The organism is Pseudomonas fluorescens (assembly GCF_001623525.1).
Classification (GTDB): domain Bacteria; phylum Pseudomonadota; class Gammaproteobacteria; order Pseudomonadales; family Pseudomonadaceae; genus Aquipseudomonas; species Aquipseudomonas fluorescens_Q.
In genome coordinates, this window is record NZ_CP015225.1 from 4,456,116 (window position 1) to 4,470,567 (window position 14,452).

Consider the following 14,452-nt stretch of genomic DNA (forward strand, 5'->3'; position numbering starts at 1 on the left):
ACGCCCTTAAAAGCGTGGATTTGGTGCAAAAAACCCATGCTGGGGCACTGGCATGCAATTTGCTCCCTTGTGAGGCAGGTTGCCTTGGCAGAGTATTCGCGCCGGCATCACCCATATCTAAGGGCACTCCACTACCCGCCCGAAGCCACCCGGAGGACATATGTCGAAGTCGGTTCAACTCATCAAAGATCATGACGTCAAGTGGATTGATCTGCGCTTCACTGACACCAAAGGTACTCAACATCACGTGACCATGCCGGCCCGTGATGCGCTGGACGACGAATTCTTTGAAATCGGGAAAATGTTCGACGGCTCCTCCATCTCCGGCTGGAAAGGCATCGAAGCCTCCGACATGATCCTGATGCCGGACGACGAAACTGCCGTCCTGGACCCGTTCACCGAAGAGCCGACCCTGATCCTGGTCTGCGACATCATTGAACCTTCGACCATGCAAGGCTATGACCGCGACCCACGCGCCATCGCCCACCGCGCCGAGGAATACCTGAAGTCCACCGGTATCGGCGACACCGCTTTCTTCGGTCCTGAGCCTGAGTTCTTCATCTTCGACTCGGTCAAATTCAAGTCCGACATCTCCGGCTCCATGTTCAAGATCTTCTCCGAACAAGGTTCGTGGATGTCCGACCAGGACGTGGAAGGCGGCAACAAAGGCCACCGTCCAGGCATCAAGGGCGGCTACTTCCCGGTTCCACCGTTCGACCACGACCACGAAATCCGTACCTCCATGTGCAACGCACTGGAAGAGATGGGCCAGACCGTCGAAGTTCACCACCACGAAGTGGCAACTGCCGGCCAGAACGAAATCGGCGTGAAGTTCAACACGCTGGTCAAGAAGGCTGACGAAGTCCAGACCCTGAAGTACTGCGTACACAACGTTGCCGACGCCTACGGTCGCACCGCGACCTTCATGCCTAAGCCACTGTACGGCGACAACGGTTCGGGCATGCACGTTCACATGTCGATCTCCAAAGACGGCAAGAACACCTTCGCAGGCGAAGGCTATGCCGGCCTGTCGGACACCGCCCTGTACTTCATCGGCGGTATCATCAAGCACGGTAAGGCCCTGAACGGCTTCACCAACCCGTCGACCAACTCCTACAAGCGTCTGGTACCAGGCTTCGAAGCACCGGTCATGCTGGCCTACTCGGCTCGCAACCGTTCCGCCTCGATCCGTATTCCTTACGTGAACAGCCCTAAAGCCCGCCGTATTGAAGCGCGCTTCCCGGATCCGGCTGCCAACCCATACCTGGCCTTCGCTGCTCTGATGATGGCCGGCCTGGACGGTATCCAGAACAAGATCCACCCTGGCGATGCCGCTGACAAAAACCTGTATGACCTGCCGCCTGAAGAGGCCAAGGAAATCCCACAGGTTTGCGGCAGCCTGAAAGAAGCCCTGGAAGAGCTGGACAAGGGCCGTGCTTTCCTGACCAAGGGCGGCGTATTCAGCGATGACTTCATCGACGCTTACATCGCACTGAAAAGCGAAGAAGAAATCAAGGTTCGCACCTTCGTACACCCACTGGAATACGAGCTGTACTACAGCTGCTGATCCAGTAAACGCCGCCACGCACGGCGTGAATAAAGAGAGGCCTCCTTCGGGAGGCCTTTTTTATGGGCGCAGGTTACGTGCATGATGCCTCGTCGCTCCCCCATATAAGACGAGACTGCCCATGACTTTGCGCCTCAAGCTCTGCCTTGCCCTGTCTGCCGCACTGCTGGCCTCCACCGCCGAAGCCGCCTCGGCTCGCGCCCCTGAGGCCCTTACCCCGTTGCTTAACGCCATTGGCGAACGCCTGGCCCTTGGCGATCAAGTGGCGTTGAGCAAATGGGACAGCCATAAACCGGTAGAAGACCGTCAGCGCGAGCGTGAAGTCATTGCCGCCGCCGTTGCCCAGGCACCGGCCTACAAGCTGAGTGGCGAAACCGTGGAAGCGTTTTTCGCCGCCCAGATAGAAGCCAACAAAATGGTGCAGTACATCAACCTGTCCGACTGGGCCCTGGAAGGCAAGGCCCCGGACCTCCCACGCCCGGACCTGGTAGGAGAGATCCGCCCGCAACTCGATCGCCTGCAAAAACGCCTGCTGCAACAACTGGCCGACTTCGCCCCTTACCGCACAGACCCGCAGTGCCCGCAATGGCTGGCTCGGGCCACCCATCACAACAAGCAGCACCCGGTGCACCGCCTCGCCCTGATCCGAGCGACCGGTGAGCTGTGCATCTCCCCAAAAGCCTGAGGCAAACGACACCGCTCCCACAGACGTTACGTGCAACAACTTGGGCCAATGCCCCTCCCTGACCTATGCTGCAACTCAACACTTTCAGTTTTCGGTCGATTTTATGGGGCGCGGTTTTTCAATCATCCTGTTGTTGCTGTTGGCGCTGCCCGCCGCCGCGCAGATCTACAAGTACACCGACGCCGACGGCAACACCGCCTACAGCAACCAGCCGCCCCAAGGCGTGCCGGCCCAGGCGGTGGAGTTGCCGCCGCTCAACAGCATCGAACGCCAATCCCCGGCCAGCCCGAAAACACCGCCAGCCCCCGCCAACAGCGACGAGCCGCGCAATGCCTACGAGATATTGGAACTGACGGACATCCCCACCGACGAGGCCCTGCGCGCCAACAATGGCACCTTCACCGTTGGCGTCCGGGCGCAACCACGCCTGCAGAGCCCGCATCTGTTCCGGCTGTTGCTGGACGGCCAACCTTACGGCCAGGCGTCCAACGTGCCGCGCCTGCAATTGGTGAACATCGATCGGGGCGAGCACAGCCTGGCGGTTCAAGTCATCGACGGGGACAATCTCGTGCAACAGAGTGAAACCGTGACGTTCACCGTGCAGCGGGTGCACCAGCCGTGATCCGCTGGCTGATCGCCCTTGGCCTTTCGCTGGCCGCGCTGCCGGGCATGGCACAGGTCTATACCTACATCGACGCCCAGGGCAATCGCGTCTTCACCGATCAACCGCGCCCCGGCAATGCGAAGAAGGTACAGCTGCCCCCCGCCAACCGCCTGCCAACGCCGCCCGCCAGCACAAACCCTCCGCCCGCGGCAGAAGTCCCGTCCAAGCCACTGTTCCATTACGAAATGCTCCGGCTGCTGATCCCGGAGCCGGACGCGACGATACGCAGCACCGCAGGCGAACTGATCGTCAGCGTCACCAGCGAACCCGGCCTGAAAAAAGGCCACCGCTATCGCTTGTTGCTCGACGGCCAGCCAACAGGCGCGCCGGGACCAAGCCCGGTGTTTGCCTTGAGCAACATCGATCGAGGCACCCATCAACTGGCGGTAGAAATCCTCGATGAGCAAGACCGCATCGTCGAACGCACCGCCAACCAGCCCTTCCATATGCAACGCATGTCCCTGGCGCAAAAGCGCCGCATCAAACCCTGCGCCACGGCCGATTACGGTCAACGCCCCGAGTGCCCCCTCGCCGAAAAGCCTGAAGAAGAAAAAAGCAGCATCTTGCCGTTCTTCTGATGCCGTTCAGGTTGGCGCACTATATTGGTGCAAACATTTGCACGCTACTCAGTTTCCAAACCCATTTTGGTTCGAAAGTACCCGAAAAAGCTGGCAGAACGCCACGCAACTGGGCGAAAAACACCCTTTTGAGGCTCTAAACGCTTCTTTTCGGAGCCTTGGTTTGGTTTTTGCATTTTCCTTTGTAACAGCGCATTAATCGCGCGCGCAATTTGGGACCGGTCCCGAGTTGCTACGCTCCAAAAGAGGTCCTGATGACCATTAGCGACGCACTACACCGCTTGCTGCTCGACAACCTCACCACCGCGACCATCCTGCTCGACGCCGAACTGCGCCTCGAGTACATGAACCCGGCGGCCGAGATGCTCCTGGCCGTCAGTGGCCAGCGCAGCCACGGGCAGTTCATCAGCGAGTTGTTCACCGAGTCCGCCGAAGCGCTCAACTCCTTGCGCCAGGCGGTGGAACAGGCCCATCCGTTCACCAAGCGCGAAGCGATGCTCACCGCGCTGACCGGCCAGACCCTGACCGTGGACTACGCTGTGACGCCGATCCTGAACAACGGCGCCACCCTGCTCTTGCTGGAAGTCCACCCGCGTGATCGCTTGCTGCGTATCACCAAGGAAGAGGCCCAGCTGTCCAAGCAGGAAACCAGCAAGATGCTGGTGCGCGGCCTGGCCCATGAGATCAAGAACCCCCTCGGCGGGATTCGTGGCGCGGCGCAGTTGCTCGCCCGCGAACTGCCGGAAGAAAGCCTCAAGGACTACACCAACGTCATCATCGAAGAAGCCGACCGCCTGCGGAACCTGGTGGACCGCATGCTCGGCTCGAACAAGCTGCCATCGCTGGCGATGTGCAACGTCCATGAGGTGCTGGAGCGGGTCAGCAGCCTGGTGGAAGCCGAAAGCCAGGGCTGCATCACCTTGGTGCGCGACTATGACCCGAGCATTCCCGACGTCTTGATCGACCGCGAGCAAATGATCCAGGCAGTGCTGAACATCGTGCGCAATGCGATGCAGGCCATCAGCAGCCAGAACGAGCTGCGCCTGGGCCGCATCAGCCTGCGCACCCGGGCCATGCGCCAGTTCACCATCGGCCATGTGCGCCATCGCCTGGTGACCAAGATCGAGATCATCGACAACGGCCCGGGCATCCCTGCCGAGCTGCAGGAAACCATCTTTTTTCCCATGGTCAGCGGCCGTCCGGACGGTACCGGGCTGGGCCTGGCCATTACCCAGAACATCATCAGTCAGCATCAGGGCTTGATCGAGTGTGAAAGCCACCCCGGCCACACCACCTTCTCGATCTTCCTGCCACTGGAACAAGGAGCCACATCGACATGAGCCGTAGTGAAACCGTGTGGATCGTCGATGACGACCGTTCTATCCGTTGGGTCCTGGAAAAAGCCTTGCAACAGGAAGGCATGACCACCCAGAGCTTCGACAGCGCCGATGGGGTGATGAGCCGCCTGGCGCGTCAGCAACCGGACGTCATCATCTCCGACATCCGCATGCCTGGCGCCAGCGGCCTGGACCTGCTGGCGCGGATCCGCGAACAGCATCCGCGGCTGCCGGTGATCATCATGACCGCCCATTCCGACCTGGACAGCGCCGTGGCGTCCTACCAGGGCGGGGCTTTCGAATACCTGCCCAAGCCATTCGACGTCGATGAAGCCGTGTCGCTGGTCAAACGCGCCAATCAACATGCCCAGGAACAACAGGGCATGGAAGAGGTGCCGGCCCTGGCCCGCACGCCGGAAATCATCGGTGAAGCGCCGGCGATGCAGGAAGTGTTTCGCGCCATCGGGCGCCTGAGCCACTCCAACATCACCGTGCTGATCAACGGCGAGTCGGGCACCGGTAAAGAACTGGTGGCCCACGCCTTGCACCGTCACAGTCCACGAGCGGCATCGCCGTTCATCGCGCTGAACATGGCGGCGATTCCCAAGGACCTGATGGAGTCCGAGCTGTTCGGACACGAAAAAGGTGCGTTCACCGGCGCGGCCAACCTGCGGCGCGGGCGCTTCGAGCAAGCTGACGGCGGCACGTTGTTCCTCGATGAAATCGGCGACATGCCGGCGGACACCCAGACCCGCTTGCTGCGCGTACTGGCCGATGGCGAGTTCTATCGGGTGGGCGGGCATACGCCGGTCAAGGTGGACGTGCGCATCATCGCCGCGACCCACCAGAACCTGGAAACCCTGGTTCACGCCGGCAAGTTCCGTGAGGACTTGTTCCACCGCCTGAACGTGATCCGCATTCATATCCCGCGCCTGGCGGATCGTCGCGAAGACATCCCGACCCTGGCCAGGCACTTCCTCAGCCGCGCGGCCCAGGAATTGGCGGTCGAGCCAAAGCTGCTCAAGAGCGAAACCGAGGAATACCTCAAGAACCTGCCGTGGCCGGGCAACGTGCGTCAGTTGGAGAACACCTGCCGCTGGATTACGGTGATGGCTTCGGGTCGCGAAGTGCACATCAGCGACCTGCCGCCAGAGCTGTTGAGCCTGCCGCAGGACTCGGCTCCGGTGACCAACTGGGAGCAAGCCCTGCGCCAGTGGGCCGACCAGGCCCTGTCCCGTGGCCAGTCGAGCCTGCTGGACAGCGCGGTGCCGAGTTTCGAGCGGATCATGATCGAGACCGCCCTCAAGCACACCGCTGGCCGCCGCCGCGACGCCGCGGTGCTGCTGGGTTGGGGCCGCAATACCTTGACCCGCAAGATCAAGGAATTGGGGATGAAGGTCGATGGCGGGGATGATGATGACGGGGATGAGGGCTGAAAGGCCTTAGTTCTTCGCTGATCAGTAGGGCCAATCGCGAGCAAGCTCGCTCCCACAGGGGAAACAATTCCTGTGGGAGCGAGCTTGCTCGCGATGCTTTTAAAGGCTTCATGCACCGCATCAATGCACTGCGAACCGCAATGGCACATGCACCACCGGCCAAAACCAATCGGCCCAGCTCGAAAAAAACCGCACAAACAAGACAAAAGCCCCGGAATACGGGGCTTCTCGACTCAGCAGCAGTTTTTTTGTGACAAGCCATTTAAAACTGGCACGCCCCCTGCAATAGCTCAATCACTACCCAGTTTCGGGGACCTTGGTACAGGCAGGCCGGGGATTCCCCATTTTATACCGGGCTCATCGAGCCCACTGTTTTGGGGGCCTTGATACAGGCAGGTCAAGGTTTCCCTTCTTTACACCAGGGCTGGACCTTCGCGGTAAGCCCTCCCGTTTTGGGGACCTTGGTACAGGCAGGCCGGGGATTCCCTCTTTTATTGCTCCTGGAGACGGACCTCCAGCCGCCAGCGGTCATCGACCTCGCTGCCGGTCCACGCCCCGCGCAATGGACGCGCCGCCACCAACGTCAGCAACAACCCCTTGTCACTCAACCGCACCCGCCAGTTCACGTCCTTGCCGTTGAGCTTTAACTGGCCGTTCTGCGATCGCCCTTCTGCTTCGAACAACAGCGCCACCGAGCCGTCGATGACTTCCCCGTGCAGCTTGGGTTCGGTGTTGAACCAGGCCACCACCCCACCGTCTATCACCTCGACCTGCTGCAGCACGCTCGGTTCAGGCGTGGTCAGGCGTCCGATCATCAATCCGACCATCATGCCGAAGATCGCCAACGAGCCCATCACCCGAGGCATTAGCTTCGAACGTCGGTCGGTTTGAAGCGTAGAATGCCGCTCATCTTCATCTGCGGAGCCGTGCATGTTTCACGTCATCCTTTTTCAACCGGAAATTCCGCCGAATACCGGCAATGTCATCAGGCTGTGCGCCAACAGCGGCTGCCACCTGCATTTGATCGAACCGCTGGGCTTCGAGATGGACGACAAGCGCCTGCGCCGTGCCGGCCTCGACTACCACGAGTATGCCACCTTGCAGCGCCATGCAGACCTCGCCAGTTGTCTGGAAAGCCTCGGGCATCCGCGCCTGTTCGCCTTTACCACCAAGGGTTCGCGGCCGTTCCATGACGCCCGCTTCGTCGCTGGCGATGCGTTCCTGTTCGGCCCGGAAAGCCGTGGCCTGCCGGCCGAGGTGCTGGACGCCTTGCCCGCCGACCAGCGCTTGCGCCTGCCAATGCGCGAAGGCTGTCGCAGCCTGAACCTGTCCAATACCGTGGCAGTGGCGGTTTATGAGGCGTGGCGGCAGAACGACTTTCTATAACACCTGATAACAAATGTGGGAGCGGGCTTGCTCGCGAATAGGGAGTGTCAGTTGACATCAATGTCGCCTGACACACCGCTTTCGCGGGCAAGCCCGCTCCCACAGGGTTTGCGTCGAATTACTGAACGGTCGCGCCGCCTTCTTGCTGCATGCGCTGCAGTTCTTGCGCATACAGGGCATCGAAGTTCACCGGAGCCAGCATCAGGGCCGGGAACGAACCGCGGGTCACCAAGCTGTCCAGGGTTTCGCGGGCGTAGGGGAACAGGATGTTCGGGCAGAACGCACCCAGGGTATGGCTCATCGAAGCCGCATCCAGGTTCTTGATCAGGAAGATCCCGGCCTGCTGCACTTCGGCGATGAACGCCACTTCTTCACCGTTCTTCACAGTCACCGACAGGGTCAGCACCACTTCATGGAAGTCGTCTTCCAGGGCCTTCTGGCGGGTGTTCAGGTCCAGGCCGACGCTCGGCTCCCACTGCTGGCGAAAGATCGCCGGGCTTTTCGGGGCCTCGAAGGACAGGTCACGGACATAAATGCGCTGCAAGGAGAATTGCGGTGCGGCTTCTTCTTCGCTGGCAGCTGTGTTCTGTTGGTCAGTCATCGCAGATCCTTCTTACTTTCAGGTTCTTGAGTGGGAAATTCAGGCCTTGAGCATCGCGTCGAGCTTACCGGCGCGCTCCAGGGCGAACAGATCATCGCAGCCGCCCACGTGGGTGCTGCCGATCCAGATCTGCGGCACGGACGTGCGTCCGGCCTTTTGGGTCATTTCGGCGCGCAGTTGCGGCTTGCCGTCGACCTTGATCTCTTCGAAAGCCACGCCTTTGTTCTGGAGCAGGTACTTGGCTCGAGAGCAATAGGGGCAGTAATCGCTGGAATAGACAACGACGTGGGCCATCTCACTTCACCAGGGGCAGGTTGTCGGCTTTCCAGCTCGTAACGCCACCGGAGAGCTTGGCGGTGGTGAAACCGGATTTCATCAACTCGCGGGCAAGGGTACCGGCGTGCTGGCCTTGGGCATCCACCAGGATCAGCGTCTTGGCCTTGTGCTTTTCCAGCTCGCCGATGCGCGCGATCAGTTTGTCCTGGGGAATGTTCAATGCCCCGACAATGTGACCGGCGGCGTAATCCTTGCTCGGGCGGATGTCCACCACCACACCGGCATCCTTGTTGACCAGCGCCGTCAGCTCGCCGGTGCTCAGGCTACGACCGCCACCCTGCATCGTATGGGCGACCAGCAACGCCAGCAGTACGACGAAGATACCGACGAGAATGTAGTGGTTAGTGGCAAATTCAATCAGGTGAGCAACCATCGAAGGAGGTTCCAGGGCGTTAAAATGTCGGCCAGTATACACAGCACGCAAGGCCGGCCAAACCCCGCCCGGCGGTGACGCCGTCGGAACTTACCTTTAAACTGCCCGTCCCTTTTCCATCGTCTTCTTTTAACCCGCCACGAGTGGATTCCATGACTACCACGCCTAAACCTTTGGTCCTGATGATTCTCGACGGCTTCGGTCACAGTGACAGCCACGAATCCAATGCCGTGTATTCGGCCAACAAGCCCGTGCTGGACCGCCTGTGGGCCACCGTGCCGAACGGCCTGATTTCCGGCAGCGGCATGGACGTCGGCCTGCCGGACGGGCAGATGGGCAACTCCGAAGTCGGCCACATGAACCTCGGCGCTGGCCGCGTGGTGTATCAGGACTTCACCCGTGTGACCAAATCGATCCGCGACGGTGAGTTCTTCGAAAACCCGACCATCTGCGCCGCCGTGGATAAAGCCGTGGCCGCCGGCAAGGCCGTGCACTTCATGGGCCTGCTGTCCGACGGTGGCGTGCACAGCCATCAGGACCACCTGATTGCCATGGCCGAACTGGCCTTCAAGCGCGGCGCCGAGCAGATCTACCTGCACGCGTTCCTCGATGGCCGCGACACCCCGCCGAAAAGCGCCACGTCGTCGATCGAACTGCTGGACGCAGCGTTCCAGGCACTCGGTAAGGGGCGCATCGCCAGCCTCATTGGCCGCTATTACGCCATGGACCGTGACAACCGTTGGGACCGCGTGTCCCAGGCCTACAACCTGATCGTCGACGGCAGCGCCGAATTCAACGCCGCCACCGCCCAGCAAGGCCTGCAAGCCGCCTACGAGCGCGGCGAAAGCGACGAGTTCGTCAAGGCCACCACCATTGGCGAGCCGGTCAAGGTCGAGGACGGCGATGCCGTGGTGTTCATGAACTTCCGTGCCGACCGCGCTCGCGAACTGACCCGCGTGTTTGTCGAAGACGATTTCAAGGAATTCGAACGCGCCCGCCAGCCGAAACTGGCCGGTTTCGTCATGCTGACCCAATACGCCGCCAGCATCCCCGCGCCATCGGCCTTCGCCGCCGGCAGCCTGGAAAACGTGCTGGGCGACTACCTGGCGAAAAACGGCAAGACCCAACTGCGCATCGCCGAGACCGAAAAGTACGCCCACGTGACGTTCTTTTTCTCCGGCGGCCGCGAAGAACCCTTCCCGGGCGAAGAACGCATCCTGATCCCCTCGCCGAAAGTCGCCACCTACGACCTGCAACCGGAGATGAGCGCGCCGGAAGTGACCGACCGCATCGTCGAGGCCATTGAAAACCAGCGTTACGACGTGATCGTGGTCAACTACGCCAACGGCGACATGGTCGGCCACAGCGGCGTGTTCGAGGCGGCGGTCAAGGCCGTGGAATGCCTGGACACCTGCGTTGGCCGCATCGTCGAAGCCCTGGAAAAGGTCGGCGGCGAAGCATTGATCACGGCTGACCACGGCAACGTCGAGCAGATGTCCGACGAATCCACCGGCCAGGCCCACACCGCCCATACCACCGAGCCGGTGCCGTTCATTTATGTCGGCAAGCGTGACTTCAAGGTCCGTGAGGGCGGCGTACTGGCTGATGTGGCGCCAACCATGCTGATGTTGCTGGGCATGGAAAAGCCGGCGGAGATGACCGGGACTTCGATCCTGGTCTGACCAACACGTAGTCACCGAGCATGGGCTTGTCGTGGCGAGGGAGCTTGCTCCCGCTCGGCTGCGAAGCAGTCGTGAACTGGCGGGTGCGGTGTGTCTGATGTTCCGCATCTGGCAGGTTTTAGGACCGCTTCGCGGCCCAGCGGGAGCAAGCTCCCTCGCCACGGGCTTGTCATTGCCTCAAGTGAACAGCAAGCCCGCTCCCACATGGGGTTTGCAGTGTTTTTCCGGCCAGTTATCACACAGCCCCAAATGGGCGTTTTTTTTGCAGCGTGGGGCGGGCATACTAGGCCGTCCCTTTCCCTGGTGTCGCCCGCCTCTATGCTTCGCGTCCTGATAGCCCTCGCTCTGACTTGCCTGCTCCAACCGGCCTTTGCCGACGAGCGCGCGCAAACCCAACAACAGTTGGAAGCCACGCGCCAGGACATTGCCGAGCTGAAAAAACTGCTGGGCAAGTTGCAGGAAGAGAAATCCAGCGTGCAGAAAGACCTGCGCGGCACCGAAACCGAGATGGGCAATCTGGAGAAACAGGTCGACGCGCTGCAAAAAGAGCTGAAGAAAAGCGAATCCGAGCTGCAACGACTCGATGGAGAGAAAAAAAAACTCCAGAGCGCGCGCACTGAACAGCAAAAGCTGATCGCCATCCAGGCCCGGGCCGCCTACCAGAACGGTCGCCAGGAATACCTCAAGCTGCTGCTCAATCAGCAGAATCCCGAGAAGTTCGCCCGCACCCTCACCTATTACGATTACCTGAGCCAGGCCCGCCTGGAACAACTCAAGAGCTTCAACGAAACCCTGCGCCAACTGGCCAATGTCGAAAAAGACATCGAATTGCAGCAAGCCCAGTTGTTGGTGCAGAAAAGCAGCCTCGACACCCAGCGCGAAGAACTCGAGAAAGTTCGCAAGGAACGCCAGGTGGCCCTGGCCAAGCTCAATGACGACGTGAAGGCCCGCGACAGCAAGCTCAAGGCCCGCGAGCAGGACCAGGCCGAACTGGCCAATGTGTTGAAAACCATCGAAGAGACCCTGGCCCGCCAGGCCCGAGAGGCGGAAGAAGCGCGCCAGAAAGCGCTGATCGCCCAGCAGGAAGCCGAAAAAAAGCGTTTGCGTGAAGCCCAGGCCGAAGCAGACTCCGGCGATGCACCGCGCAAACCGGCAAAATCCAGCCCCGGCGCCCTGGTTTCCAGTGACGGCGAAACCTTCGGCGGTGCTTTTGCGTCGGCGCGGGGCAAACTTCCATGGCCGGTCAATGGTCGATTACTAGCGCGCTTCGGTGAAACCCGTGGCGACGACACCCGCACCAAGTGGGACGGCGTGATGATCAGCGCCTCCGCTGGCAGCCAGGTGCATGCGGTTCATGGCGGGCGCGTGGTATTCGCCGACTGGCTACGCGGCGCCGGCCTGCTGGTGATCCTGGATCACGGCAACGGTTATTTGAGCCTGTACGGCCACAACCAGACGCTGCTCAAGTCGGCGGGGGATGTGGTCAAGGCCGGTGAGTCCATCTCCACGGTCGGCAACAGTGGCGGGCAGGATACGCCAGCACTGTATTTCGCTATTCGTCAGCAGGGTCGCCCCAGTGACCCGGCCCAATGGTGTCGTGCGCAAGGATAAGCGCGCCCATCCTATTAAGGAGTTCGTTCGACATGCTGCATTTGTCCCGCCTTACCTCGCTGGCCCTGACGATCGCCCTGGTGATCGGTGCACCCCTGGCTTTCGCCGCCGAACCGGCCCCGTCGGCACCCGCCGCCACAGCCGCGACCACCAAGGCCCCGCTGCCGCTGGACGAACTGCGCACCTTTGCCGAGGTCATGGACCGGATCAAGGCCGCCTACGTGGAACCTGTGGATGACAAGATGCTGCTGGAGAACGCCATCAAAGGCATGCTCAGCAACCTTGACCCGCACTCGGCCTACCTGGGGCCGGACGACTTTGCCGAACTGCAGGAAAGCACCAGCGGCGAATTCGGCGGCCTGGGCATCGAGGTCGGCAGCGAAGACGGTTTCGTCAAGGTGGTCTCGCCAATCGACGACACGCCCGCTTCCAAGGCCGGCATCCAGGCCGGCGACTTCATCGTCAAGATCAATGGCCAGCCAACGCGCGGCCAGAGCATGACCGAAGCCGTGGACAAGATGCGCGGCAAGATCGGCCAGAAGATCACCCTGACCCTGGTGCGCGACGGCGGTACGCCATTCGACGTGACCCTGACCCGTGCGGTCATCCAGGTCAAAAGCGTGAAGAGCCAGCTGCTGGAGTCGGGCTACGGTTACATCCGCATCACCCAGTTCCAGGTCAAGACCGGCGAAGAAGTCGCCAAGGCCCTGGCCAAGATGCGCAAGGACAACGGCAAGAAGCTCAACGGCCTGGTCCTGGATCTGCGCAACAACCCCGGCGGCGTGCTGCAATCGGCGGTGGAAGTGGTGGACCACTTCATCACCAAGGGCCTTATCGTCTACACCAAGGGCCGCATCGCCAATTCCGAGCTGCGCTTCTCGGCCACCGGCAACGACCTGAGCGAAGCCGTGCCACTGGTGGTGCTGATCAATGGCGGCAGCGCCTCGGCCTCGGAAATCGTCGCCGGCGCCCTGCAGGATCAGAAGCGTGGCGTGGTCATGGGCACCACCAGTTTCGGCAAAGGCTCGGTACAGACCGTGTTGCCGCTGAACAACGACCGCGCCCTGAAGATCACCACCGCGCTGTACTTCACGCCCAACGGTCGCTCGATCCAGGCCCAGGGCATCGTCCCGGACATCGAGGTGCGCAAGGCCAAGATCACCAACGAGCAGGACAGCGAATACTTCAAGGAAGCCGACCTGCAAGGTCACCTGGGCAATGGCAACGGCGGCGCCGACAAACCGACCGGTTCCGGTGGCAAGGCCAAGCCAATGCCACAGGATGACGACTATCAGTTGGCCCAGGCCTTGAGCCTGCTCAAAGGGTTGAACATCACGTCCGGCCGCTGAGATGGGCCTGCGTTTCACCTTCGTCCTGCTGTGCCTGCTAGCGGGAGCCGTTAACGCGGCGCCCGCCACGCCCTCTTCGCCGCACAAGGCGTACCTGAGCCTGATCATCGACGACCTGGGGCAAAACCTGCCCCGGGATCGCCGGGTACTGGCCCTCCCCGGCCCGGTCACCACCGCGATCATGCCTGACACGCCCCACGCCGCCGAATTCGCCCGCGAAGCCCATCGCGCCGGCAAACTGGTCATGCTGCACATGCCCATGGACCCGGCCACCGGGCCGTTCGCCTGGCATCCGGAGTTGCCCATCGAAGAGCTGGGCAAGCGCCTCGACGCCGCGTTCGCTGCCGTGCCTTATACCAGCGGGATCAACAATCACATGGGCAGCCGCATGACTGCCCAGCCCCAGGCCATGGCGTGGCTGATGGCGAACTTGCAGCAGCGACACAAGTTTTTCGTCGACAGCCGCACCAGCGCCCAGACAGTCGCCGCCGCCGAGGCCCAGAAGATCGGCCTCGCCAGTGTCTCGCGGGACGTGTTCCTGGACGACGAGCGCACCGAAGCGGCCATCGCCCACCAGCTCCAGACCGCCATCGATCTGGCCCGCCGGCAAGGCTCGGCCGTGATGATCGGCCACCCCTACCCACAGACCCTGGCAGTGCTCGAACGCGAACTACCCAAGCTCAAGGGCCAGGGCATCGAGTGGATCGACATCAAGTCGATGATCAGCCTGCGCAGCAATCGGGCGATGGTCGGGCATGGGAAGGATGGGGTTTATCGGTAGCGGCTGGGCTCGATCTCAAACCGCGTCGCCTTCATCGCGAGCAGGCTCGCGATGGCGGCAATGCGG

General features: G+C 61.5%; 15 protein-coding genes. 11 read left to right on the forward strand and 4 right to left on the reverse strand.

The window, feature by feature from the left end; genetic code table 11:
* Positions 1-160: 160 nt before the first annotated feature.
* The 6 genes from glnA to ntrC all read left to right on the forward strand — a co-directional run bounded on the left by glnA (position 161) and on the right by ntrC (position 6,267).
* Positions 161-1,567, forward strand: coding sequence for a type I glutamate--ammonia ligase (gene glnA, locus TK06_RS19100; RefSeq protein ID WP_003196860.1), 1,407 nt, complete (start codon positions 161-163; stop codon positions 1,565-1,567).
* Between the two features lie 121 nt (positions 1,568-1,688).
* The gene (locus tag TK06_RS19105; protein WP_063323353.1) at positions 1,689-2,252 is read left to right on the forward strand and encodes a chorismate mutase; all 564 of its coding nucleotides are present in this window, start codon (positions 1,689-1,691) and stop codon (positions 2,250-2,252) included.
* A 103-nt stretch (positions 2,253-2,355) separates the two neighbouring features.
* On the forward strand, positions 2,356-2,874 hold the full coding sequence (locus tag TK06_RS19110) for a DUF4124 domain-containing protein (protein ID WP_063323354.1): 519 nt from the start codon (positions 2,356-2,358) through the stop codon (positions 2,872-2,874).
* Positions 2,871-3,494, forward strand: a complete 624-nt coding sequence (locus TK06_RS19115) for a DUF4124 domain-containing protein (protein WP_063323355.1) — start codon at positions 2,871-2,873, stop codon at positions 3,492-3,494. The genes TK06_RS19110 and TK06_RS19115 overlap by 4 nt, the downstream gene beginning before the upstream one ends.
* Positions 3,495-3,748: 254 nt before the next feature.
* Positions 3,749-4,834, forward strand: coding sequence for a nitrogen regulation protein NR(II) (glnL, locus tag TK06_RS19120; RefSeq protein ID WP_053117539.1), 1,086 nt, complete (start codon positions 3,749-3,751; stop codon positions 4,832-4,834).
* Positions 4,831-6,267 (forward strand): nitrogen regulation protein NR(I), encoded by a 1,437-nt coding sequence (gene ntrC / locus TK06_RS19125; protein WP_013692071.1) that lies wholly within the window; start codon positions 4,831-4,833, stop codon positions 6,265-6,267. The genes glnL and ntrC overlap by 4 nt, the downstream gene beginning before the upstream one ends.
* Positions 6,268-6,758: 491 nt before the next feature.
* On the opposite strand, the gene TK06_RS19130 is transcribed toward ntrC, so the two are convergent.
* Positions 6,759-7,199 (reverse strand): hypothetical protein, encoded by a 441-nt coding sequence (locus tag TK06_RS19130; RefSeq protein WP_086936680.1) that lies wholly within the window; start codon positions 7,197-7,199, stop codon positions 6,759-6,761.
* Between TK06_RS19130 and trmL the strand changes: the two genes are divergently transcribed.
* Positions 7,198-7,653: a tRNA (uridine(34)/cytosine(34)/5-carboxymethylaminomethyluridine(34)-2'-O)-methyltransferase TrmL gene (gene trmL, locus TK06_RS19135; RefSeq protein ID WP_063323357.1), complete on the forward strand. Its 456-nt coding sequence runs from the start codon at positions 7,198-7,200 to the stop codon at positions 7,651-7,653. The genes TK06_RS19130 and trmL overlap by 2 nt on opposite strands.
* A 118-nt stretch (positions 7,654-7,771) precedes the next feature.
* Here the strand turns inward: trmL and secB are convergent, their stop codons facing one another.
* The 3 genes from secB to TK06_RS19150 are packed head-to-tail and all read right to left on the reverse strand — an operon-like array spanning position 7,772 to position 8,963.
* Positions 7,772-8,254: a protein-export chaperone SecB gene (gene secB / locus TK06_RS19140; RefSeq protein ID WP_063323358.1), complete on the reverse strand. Its 483-nt coding sequence runs from the start codon at positions 8,252-8,254 to the stop codon at positions 7,772-7,774.
* Between the two features lie 39 nt (positions 8,255-8,293).
* A complete protein-coding gene (gene grxC / locus TK06_RS19145) occupies positions 8,294-8,548 on the reverse strand; it encodes a glutaredoxin 3 (RefSeq protein WP_063323359.1) in 255 nt (84 codons plus the stop codon).
* Between the two features lies 1 nt (position 8,549).
* Positions 8,550-8,963: a rhodanese-like domain-containing protein gene (locus TK06_RS19150; RefSeq protein WP_063323360.1), complete on the reverse strand. Its 414-nt coding sequence runs from the start codon at positions 8,961-8,963 to the stop codon at positions 8,550-8,552.
* Positions 8,964-9,115: 152 nt separating this feature from the next.
* Here TK06_RS19150 and gpmI point away from each other — a divergent pair, with 152 nt between their 5' ends.
* The 4 genes from gpmI to TK06_RS19170 all read left to right on the forward strand — a co-directional run bounded on the left by gpmI (position 9,116) and on the right by TK06_RS19170 (position 14,386).
* Positions 9,116-10,645 (forward strand): 2,3-bisphosphoglycerate-independent phosphoglycerate mutase, encoded by a 1,530-nt coding sequence (gene gpmI, locus TK06_RS19155; RefSeq protein WP_063323361.1) that lies wholly within the window; start codon positions 9,116-9,118, stop codon positions 10,643-10,645.
* A 318-nt stretch (positions 10,646-10,963) separates the two neighbouring features.
* Positions 10,964-12,256 carry a murein hydrolase activator EnvC family protein gene (locus tag TK06_RS19160; RefSeq protein WP_063323362.1) on the forward strand — a complete coding sequence of 431 codons (1,293 nt, stop codon included), beginning with the start codon at positions 10,964-10,966 and terminating at the stop codon, positions 12,254-12,256.
* A 32-nt stretch (positions 12,257-12,288) separates the two neighbouring features.
* Positions 12,289-13,605 (forward strand): S41 family peptidase, encoded by a 1,317-nt coding sequence (locus tag TK06_RS19165; protein WP_063323363.1) that lies wholly within the window; start codon positions 12,289-12,291, stop codon positions 13,603-13,605.
* A 1-nt stretch (position 13,606) separates the two neighbouring features.
* Positions 13,607-14,386: a divergent polysaccharide deacetylase family protein gene (locus TK06_RS19170; RefSeq protein ID WP_063323364.1), complete on the forward strand. Its 780-nt coding sequence runs from the start codon at positions 13,607-13,609 to the stop codon at positions 14,384-14,386.
* The last annotated feature ends 66 nt before the right edge of the window (positions 14,387-14,452 follow it).